We start from the raw sequence: 7797 nt of genomic DNA, 5'->3' as shown, positions 1-7797 counted from the left end.
AATAATTGACTTCATTATAACATCTTCTTTTTATACTGTACAACCTATTCTCCGTTGACTTTTATTTTTTCAACTTCTGATAAAAAAGAGCCTGATAATTCTGTTACATTTCAAAATTACCAGACTCTTCGTTTACATTCTGCTATTGATCCGTACCCTGTGCGGCAACATAGGTATCTTTTTTCTTCGTACTACGACGGACGTACATAACGCCAGTGTACAGGACGACGCAGATAACCAGCCAGGTCAGGACATACAAATCCATGCTGGTAACCAGCTTAGCCGCCAGGAATACACCAATGACGCCGCCAATAGCCATGGCCAGGCATCCTTTCGGAGCATAGTCGCGAGCTTTGATAAATTCATAGGCTGCAACAGGCATGAGGGCTGCGCAGGACCCCATCATAACCGGGAATGCTACGAGCGGGTTCAGACCGAGCATGTAAATCATGGCCATGCAGGGTGCATACAATCCGCAGCCAATCGTCATGAGGGCGCCGAAGATGAAGTTAAAGACAACAGCTACGACCAGCTTAACGCCGCTCAGGCCAATTTCCGTATTGCCGGCACTCAGGAAATCCATGAGTCCCAGCTGCTTGCCCAGCATGACAAAAGCTGTCAGTACCAGAGCAATGCCCAGATAGAGCTGTACTTTCTGTTCCGGCAGTTTCGTAACCAGCTTGCCGCCTACAGCTGCACCGATAACCGAAGAAATAATCAGGGCAAACAGCGTAACCGGCTCTACTTCTACGCTCTGAATGAACAGGAATGCTTCGGTAAGAACGGGAACGGTACAACCGACAGTCAGAATCCCCGGCAGCTTCTTATCGTTTTTAACCTGTTTGGCTACGTTCAGCATGGCCGTCGTCGGCGCATAACTGCCAATCCCCAGGGTATCAAAGAAATTGGCAATCAAGCCGATAATGCCGAAAGCAGGGATACTTTCTTCACTCGGTTCATGACGAACTGCAATGAGATCCCGAATAAATACGATCAGGAAGAACAGGAATAACACACCTAATAAACCTAACAGTGCTGTTACGATCATATGTCATTCCCCCTATCCCAACAAGAATCCATCGCCCAGGGGATCCTTCGGATCGATGAGGAACGTATTGAATCCCACAATAGAGGCGGAACCGGAAATGCGGGGAATAATTGCCTTACGGCCGGCCAGTTCACATTCCCGCAGCACTTCGCCTTTAAACTTCGTACCTAAAATGCTTTCGTAAATGATGTGTTCGCCGACCTTCAGTTCTCCTTTGGCATGGAGTGTAGCAACTTTGGCACTTGTGCCGGTGCCGCAGGGAGAGCGGTCAACCTGGCCGTCACCGAATACGACAACGTTCTGGAACGTTGCATCAGGGCTCTTGGCCGGGCCGTAAAATTCGACTAAATCGACAGTCTTAATATGAGCCAGCGTAGGATGCTGAATTTCTACCTGTTCGTTAACAGCATCGCGGATTTCCATGCCGATCTTGGCAAACTTGCTGGCATTTTGCGGGCAAATATCCATGCCTACTTCCGTTGCCGGAAGGATGGCAAAGAAGCTGCCGCCAAAGGAAATATCGCAGTGAATATCCTTACCCAGAGAAGGAACGTGAACAGCTACATTTTCTTTATACAGGAAGGATTCTACGTTTTCAAAGGATACATGGTCTGCTTCATAATTTTCCTTTAAATATACAGTTCCGTGAATAACGCCGGCCGGTGCATCCTGAACGACCTTTACTTCCTTCGCTCCTTCCGGAACGTCGACCCAGCCGCATTCAACAGCAGCGGTCATGGCAGCGATCGTGTTGTGGCCGCACATGTTTAAATATCCGCCCGAATCCATAAAAATGATGCCATAATCGGCTTCTTCGTGAACTGGTTCACATATGAAGGCGCCAAACATGTCATGATGACCTCTCGGTTCCAGCATCAGCGTTTTCCGCAGCGTATCATTGTGTTCTTCCAGGTAAATCTTCTTTTCCGCCATCGTCTTGCCTGGGAACTTTGTAACACCGCCGATAATCAGACGAGCTGCTTCACCAGCTGTGTGCGAATCAATGGCTGCAATCATTTTCGAAAATTTCATAATATAATGCCTCCTTTCTATAACTGACACCTGTCAGTCATAGTCACGAACGTCTTGCACATTAGAAGGTTATTTCTTATCTTTCCGCATTACCAGTTTGATCGCTGCCAAGGCCTTGACAGCATCAATATGAGCAATTGCGTTTTCTCCTACAACTTCCGTTTCAATCCCTTCAGCCGACTTGTTAATATCCAGCACCTGCTGTGTATACTCATTGGCAACGACAAAATTCGCCTGCTTGCCAATAAATTTTAGCCCTACAATGCTGATATTCCGCTGGCCAATCTGCTCCATTGTATTCATGAAATCTACGTCGGAGTTGCCCCAGCCATCAGCAGAAATGACGGCGCCGTCACAGGCCATGGCTTTCAGCCACGCTGCCGTACGCTGCCCTACGAGATGCTTCATCCGGTTATCCTGTGGCGTACCTACGACGATAACACCGCAGAAATCAATATCAGGATCGCCGGCAAAAGCCTTTACCAAGGGATCTTCAAAATAATGCTTCGATGTTTCTTTCGTTGACGGTCCAATTCCCATAGGCCCACCTCTTCCTATACCATGGCGCGCAGTGCGCCGTCACGAAACTCATTGGCAGTCAGCAACACAGGCATATTATTCATATCGATGATGGAAAGTCCGCCGGCAAATCCGCTGGGTTCCTTGGGGAATACCATCGTATCATACATGGCTCCCTGTCCGGCTACCTGCCTGACTAAGGCTACGCGGGGCTTGCCCGGGTGTGACTGTTCTTCATAGACATGGGTTTCAGCAGCCTCTTTTCCGTCCAATACTTTCAGCTGCTCCCGTATGGTCTGAATAAAGGTGTCTGCCAGGGAAAACATATCCATACAAAGCTGTCTTGTAAGTGTACATTCCCGTTTGGCCGTCACATCTAATAAAATGATGTAATCTGTATCTTTCGGTGTTCCTGCACGATTGGCTTTCATCGTCTCGCGAAGATTGCCTTCACTGGAACCAAATTCATGCATTTGCTCGCCATCCCGTATAGCGCCGCATAAAACCACGCATACCCCTGTAAGGGTATGCGTGATTCCCGAACCAATAGTTCCCAATACTTTTGTTGATATGGGAATAACATCCATAATCGTATTGGTCTGAACGTCACGGACATGCGGCGGCAGGATTTGAACGTTGACAGGTTCAATATGCGGAAATTCATGATCCAGGACAGCCGGCACGACGAGCTTGTCGGCTTCGACGCGCACGTGCCTGCCCAGGGTCACTTCCTGCATGTGGAACACACGAATCTTCAAAGGTTCTCCGTTCATATTCCCACCTGCTTTATACACTATGCGATACTGTTAAATATGCGCAATATATTCATACGGCAGCGGAACAATCTTGCCCGGCGTCTGAATATCTTCCAGCTGCTGCAGCGTATCGCGGACGATACCCAGCTGCATCGGAATGTTATGCGGTTCACCAGCATTGGCGCCCATGGGAACGCGCGGTGCAACTGCACGAGGCGCACCATTCTGTCTTACAACAGGAGGCAGGGCGGCAATAATAATCGTAGGAATACCAATTTCTTCAATAGCTCTCTGCACGATCACGGCAGTTCTGTGGCAAGTGCCTCACCCGGCGGTCAGAATAACGCCATCGACGTTTTCTGCTTTTAACTGTTTGGCAATTTCCGGGCCCGTTACGTCATGGAATGCGGTCTGGTCGCCGCCGCCGCCCATGAAGCCATAATGGAAGGGAGCTGTTTCCTTAATAAATCCTTCTTTGACCAGGTCATGAAGACGGTCCAGAGGGAACATGCAGTTGATGTCACGGTTGGCGTCAGAGTTGTCATAGCCGCCGTGAGAAATCATCAAATCCGATGTTGGCGTGTTATCGGGAATAACCCGGAATGACGTATCGCCAGCAAGGTTAAAGCGTTTATCTGATTTCAAGTGCGCGCCGCAGGCAGAAGCCAGAGCAATGCGCATTTCTTTCAGGGGTTTGGTAACAGGCGTGAAAATGGATTTAGGTGTAATTGGCACATAAATCTCAGATTGCAGGCCTTCGAATACTGTTAAGCTCATAAGGCTGATTCTCCTCTCTTACGATTCCGATTGTTTACGTTCTTCCATGATTTTCCGCTGCCGTTCAATAGCGCGAACGTACTGCGGCACCGGTTCTTCATCGAAGACTTCAGGGTAGGACATAAGGAATCCCACTTCCTGACCGACTTTCAGATCATAGTTGGAAATGATCATCCGTTTGGGAATGCGAAGCTGTCCCAGACGTCCTTTTAAGTCGATAACGACACCGCCGTCGTGGACTTCCACGATAATGCCTTCATACATGCATTCACTGGACGTATATTTCAGTTCATGTTCAGTGCCCATGGGTATCATCTCCTTAAACCAGACAGACTGTTAGTCTTCCGGTTCATATTTTTCCAACCGTTTCTTGCTCTTCGGCAGAACCTGTTCATTGTCTACGAGGTCAATCTTGCGGCCTGTCGTCTTTTCAATGATTTCAATGTTGTTCTGCTTAACGTTGGGATTCCATTTCCGTTCAGCTGCTTTAATGGTGCCGCCGCCCATAAGGGTTTTGAGCATAGCCAGCTGGCGGATGGCATCTTCCTGGCACAGCGTGTTGTTGGCCAAGATTTCGTTTTCAATGCCCTGCTTCGACTTGTTGTTGTCGCACATGGCGCCCATATACTGGTTGCCGACAACGAGAGCACCCTGAACGGCGCAGTACGAAGCACCTACGACTTTGACGCCCCGTTTGCCGATCTGTTCGATATGGGAAGCAAAGTCGACGTGGTTGTTGCCGAAGCCTTCTGTCGTGACGATAGCACCGTCAACACCGAGGCATTCTACAGTCTGGCCTACGCGGCTGGATACATAGAATTTATCGGAGTTAGCCTGCGGCGAACCGACGAGCATAACGCCAATCAAGTCGATTTCGTCATCTTTCATGGCTTCATGAACGAGAGGTTCACGCCAGTAATGACGGGACATTTCCTTCGATGCCGGCCCAATGCAGGTCAGTGCGTGAATAGCACCGTCTACGAGTTCCAACGGATTGAGCATAACCGGCATGTTGCCCAAGTCAACATTCGGTTTTGCACCCAACGTGCCTACCGGTTCCGTCGGCAGAATCAGGTTGTCATGCATAGCGCCCTGACCCATGATTTCCTTGACGATAACGACTTTCGGCTTGCCGGGGTGACGATACTGAACGATTTCTTCTTTTTCTGTTACGAGGGATTCATCAGCTTTCTTAATGGCCTGGCGGATTTCTTCGCAAATATGATCCGATGCCCGATGAGCCGCCAAGGGACCTGGACGTTCCATGTTGGAACCAGCTTTAATCGTGACGTTCGTGCGGATAAAGATTTCGCCTTTATCCGGAGCGCCCGGACGGCCCCACATGATGTTCTTGTCCATTTCGCCTTCGCTGGAACCAAATTCGCCGATCTGTACGCCGTTATGGTCCGTACCGGTTACCATGAAGATAACGCCGTCGAGCACACGGGTAACGCCTTCGCCAAGTTCGCCTTCCATTTTAACGGCAATAGGCTGTACGTCCATAATCGTGTTGCTGTATTCACCATACCGGTCCGGCGTGATGATGTCCAGTTCAAGCTTTTCTACCAGTTCCTGTGAATCTACGGCTTCTTCGCAAATACCATCTTTGCGAATCGTCAAGGTCGTACCTTCGATTTTCGTTTCATCACCGAATACGACTTTTTCGATCTTTAAATGATCATGACGCAGTTCACGAACTTTAACAGCATTTTCTTCCTGTGCAGCTGGTTCTGCCGGAACTTCTGCCGCAGCCGGGACAGATGCCGCTGCCGGAGCGCCTGCAACCGGTGCTGCAGCAGCCGGAGCCGCTACACCGCCGATGCCGACGGGAAATTCCAGGTCAATGCCCTTGCCTTCGGCAATGTGAATCTTCACAGTGCCGCCAGCCGTTACGACTGACGATGCTGCCGGAGCGACCGGTGCTGCCGGTGCAGCTGCAGCCGGTTCCGGAGCTGCCGCTTCTTCTGCGGGAGCTTCAGCCGGAGCTTCTTCTTCAGCAGCTTTTACGCCGTCAAGCATATCCGGAGTCAGGGGAACGAGGGAATCAGCTGTTACTTTCAAGGTTGCCCCAAGAACTTGTTCAATCTTCAAAACATTATCTGGAATGGTGAGCAATCCAGAATCTTCTAAATCCGGGAAGATATTGGGATCTTCCAGATTAGAGGACTGTAATACAGTGCCAGCTTCGGCACGGCAGCACAATACTGCTGGGTCTTTGGCGTGTTCTTTCGCCGTTTCAGCTGTAATCGACATATAAGTACCTCCTACATTGTACGCAATTTCACAATTCATGATATACGTCTTACTTGGTGGGAAGTTTGCGATACAGCCTGTGACCATCAGCACGCAGTACGTGGTCAGTATGATGATAAACCGGAACTCCTAACCTAGGAGCTACACCCATGACGGTGTTCGTTCATTCCGAGCAAGTTCCGACTACCAGCACTTTTGCTCCCGCATTCTTGAGAGCAATGACTTTTTCTGCCTGCCCCGGGCATACACCCGGAAGCCCACATCTGTATCGTCCATTTACTTCAACCATGCGCTTGCACATCTCTTTGGCAACGACTTTGGCGCCCATGCTTTCCGCAACCTGGGTCAGCCGTTCTTCCGAGCCGCCGCATTCGCAAATCAAAATGCCAACGTCTCGTTTTTCCTGCGGGAATGGCATAGCTACCAAAAAGGCTCCGCTCGTCTTCGTAACCGGCGAGTCTTCGCTGCCCCGGCGTCCGGTCTGCGGCCCGCCGACGACGATTTCTCCGTGCGGTTCCACAAAACCGCCGGCCCGTTCCAGCAAGTCTCTTGCCGGTGTGCCAATAGGAACATCGACAAATACAGATTCCTTATGCTGTACTCGTCCGGATACGGTCACGTCCTTGTCAATGGCGGGCTTGCGGTTTTCAATGGCTTCGACAATATGCTTAATCGTTTCCACGTTGTCGATGCACGCGCCGACTGTGCCTGGGAGCTGTCCCGGTTCGAGAGTAATGCCCAGAACCTCGCGGACAATAACCCGTTCGTCTCCGGCCGGATACATATCAGGCAGCCGGAACACATCAATATTCGGTTCGTCCTTCGTCGCCTTAATCAGCTCAATGACAGCCTTCCGGTGCTTTGGTTTAATCGCAATATAGCCTTTCGGCGCTTTTGTGATTTCCATGCAGTATTTTACACCGCGTACCAGCTGTGCCGCATGATGTTCTACTTGATGAATATTATGGGCTAGGAGCGGTTCGCATTCTGCTGCATTGGCGATAAACGCACCATTGGGAATTTCCGTCTTCAGCTTGACTGCTGTCGGGAATCCGGCACCGCCTGCACCAACTACGCCGGCAGCTGCAATGGCTTCCAGTTTCGTAGCACATTCCGGAATGGGTACATACGAGGAAAAATCCTGCGTATCTGCTGCGTCGATAACGATGTGATCATCTGTAACTTCCGCAATCGTCCCGGAATAGCTGGCATGAAGATTGGCACCCAATCCCTTGGGCACTGCAATGAGCTGTCCCCGCTGGACAGCATCGCCAACCTGTACAATCGGGCTGCACGGCCCGCCTACATGTTGTTTTAATGGCAATACAATCTTTTTCATAAACTGTCACCTCCTTTCTTCTTTTTACATGATCATTATACCATGCGTGAATAATTGAATGATATAGATAGAAT

The 7797-nt window shown here is 49.9% G+C and carries 8 protein-coding genes; all 8 read right to left on the bottom strand.

Going from position 1 to position 7797, the window contains the following annotated elements; all coding sequences use genetic code 11:
* Positions 1-142: 142 nt before the first annotated feature.
* Positions 143-1048: a sulfite exporter TauE/SafE family protein gene (locus Q3886_RS06805; protein WP_301860515.1), complete on the bottom strand. Its 906-nt coding sequence runs from the start codon at positions 1046-1048 to the stop codon at positions 143-145.
* 12 nt (positions 1049-1060) lie between these two features.
* The gene (locus Q3886_RS06800; RefSeq protein WP_301860514.1) at positions 1061-2080 is read right to left on the bottom strand and encodes a proline racemase family protein; all 1020 of its coding nucleotides are present in this window, start codon (positions 2078-2080) and stop codon (positions 1061-1063) included.
* 69 nt (positions 2081-2149) lie between these two features.
* Entirely contained in the window at positions 2150-2620 is a 471-nt protein-coding gene (locus tag Q3886_RS06795) for a glycine/sarcosine/betaine reductase component B subunit (protein WP_301860513.1), read from the bottom strand.
* 14 nt (positions 2621-2634) lie between these two features.
* Complete coding sequence (gene prdD / locus Q3886_RS06790) at positions 2635-3372, bottom strand: proline reductase cluster protein PrdD (protein WP_301860512.1); 738 nt, start codon at positions 3370-3372, stop codon at positions 2635-2637.
* Between the two features lie 33 nt (positions 3373-3405).
* Positions 3406-4131 (bottom strand): D-proline reductase (dithiol) protein PrdB, encoded by a 726-nt coding sequence (gene prdB, locus Q3886_RS06785; protein WP_301860511.1) that lies wholly within the window; start codon positions 4129-4131, stop codon positions 3406-3408.
* A gap of 18 nt (positions 4132-4149) precedes the next feature.
* Complete coding sequence (locus Q3886_RS06780; RefSeq protein ID WP_301860510.1) at positions 4150-4437, bottom strand: CBO2463/CBO2479 domain-containing protein; 288 nt, start codon at positions 4435-4437, stop codon at positions 4150-4152.
* Between the two features lie 30 nt (positions 4438-4467).
* Positions 4468-6384, bottom strand: a complete 1917-nt coding sequence (gene prdA, locus Q3886_RS06775; RefSeq protein ID WP_301860509.1) for a D-proline reductase (dithiol) proprotein PrdA — start codon at positions 6382-6384, stop codon at positions 4468-4470.
* A gap of 49 nt (positions 6385-6433) precedes the next feature.
* On the bottom strand, positions 6434-7723 hold the full coding sequence (gene prdC, locus Q3886_RS06770) for a proline reductase-associated electron transfer protein PrdC (protein WP_301860508.1): 1290 nt from the start codon (positions 7721-7723) through the stop codon (positions 6434-6436).
* Positions 7724-7797: the final 74 nt, after the last annotated feature.

Source organism: uncultured Megasphaera sp. (genome assembly GCF_958350005.1).
Taxonomy (GTDB): domain Bacteria; phylum Bacillota; class Negativicutes; order Veillonellales; family Megasphaeraceae; genus Megasphaera.
Note: the sequence above shows the minus strand (reverse complement) of the source record. Positions and strands in the feature narration are given on the sequence as shown.

Excerpts from the sequence above, each read along its gene's own strand:
- Q3886_RS06805 (WP_301860515.1), bottom strand. The coding sequence starts at position 1,048 with ATGATCGTAACAGCACTGTTAGGTTTATTAGGTGTGTTATTCCTGTTC.
- Q3886_RS06800 (WP_301860514.1), bottom strand. The coding sequence starts at position 2,080 with ATGAAATTTTCGAAAATGATTGCAGCCATTGATTCGCACACAGCTGGT.
- Q3886_RS06795 (WP_301860513.1), bottom strand. The coding sequence starts at position 2,620 with ATGGGAATTGGACCGTCAACGAAAGAAACATCGAAGCATTATTTTGAA.
- prdD (WP_301860512.1), bottom strand. The coding sequence starts at position 3,372 with ATGAACGGAGAACCTTTGAAGATTCGTGTGTTCCACATGCAGGAAGTG.
- Q3886_RS06780 (WP_301860510.1), bottom strand. The coding sequence starts at position 4,437 with ATGGGCACTGAACATGAACTGAAATATACGTCCAGTGAATGCATGTAT.
- prdA (WP_301860509.1), bottom strand. The coding sequence starts at position 6,384 with ATGTCGATTACAGCTGAAACGGCGAAAGAACACGCCAAAGACCCAGCA.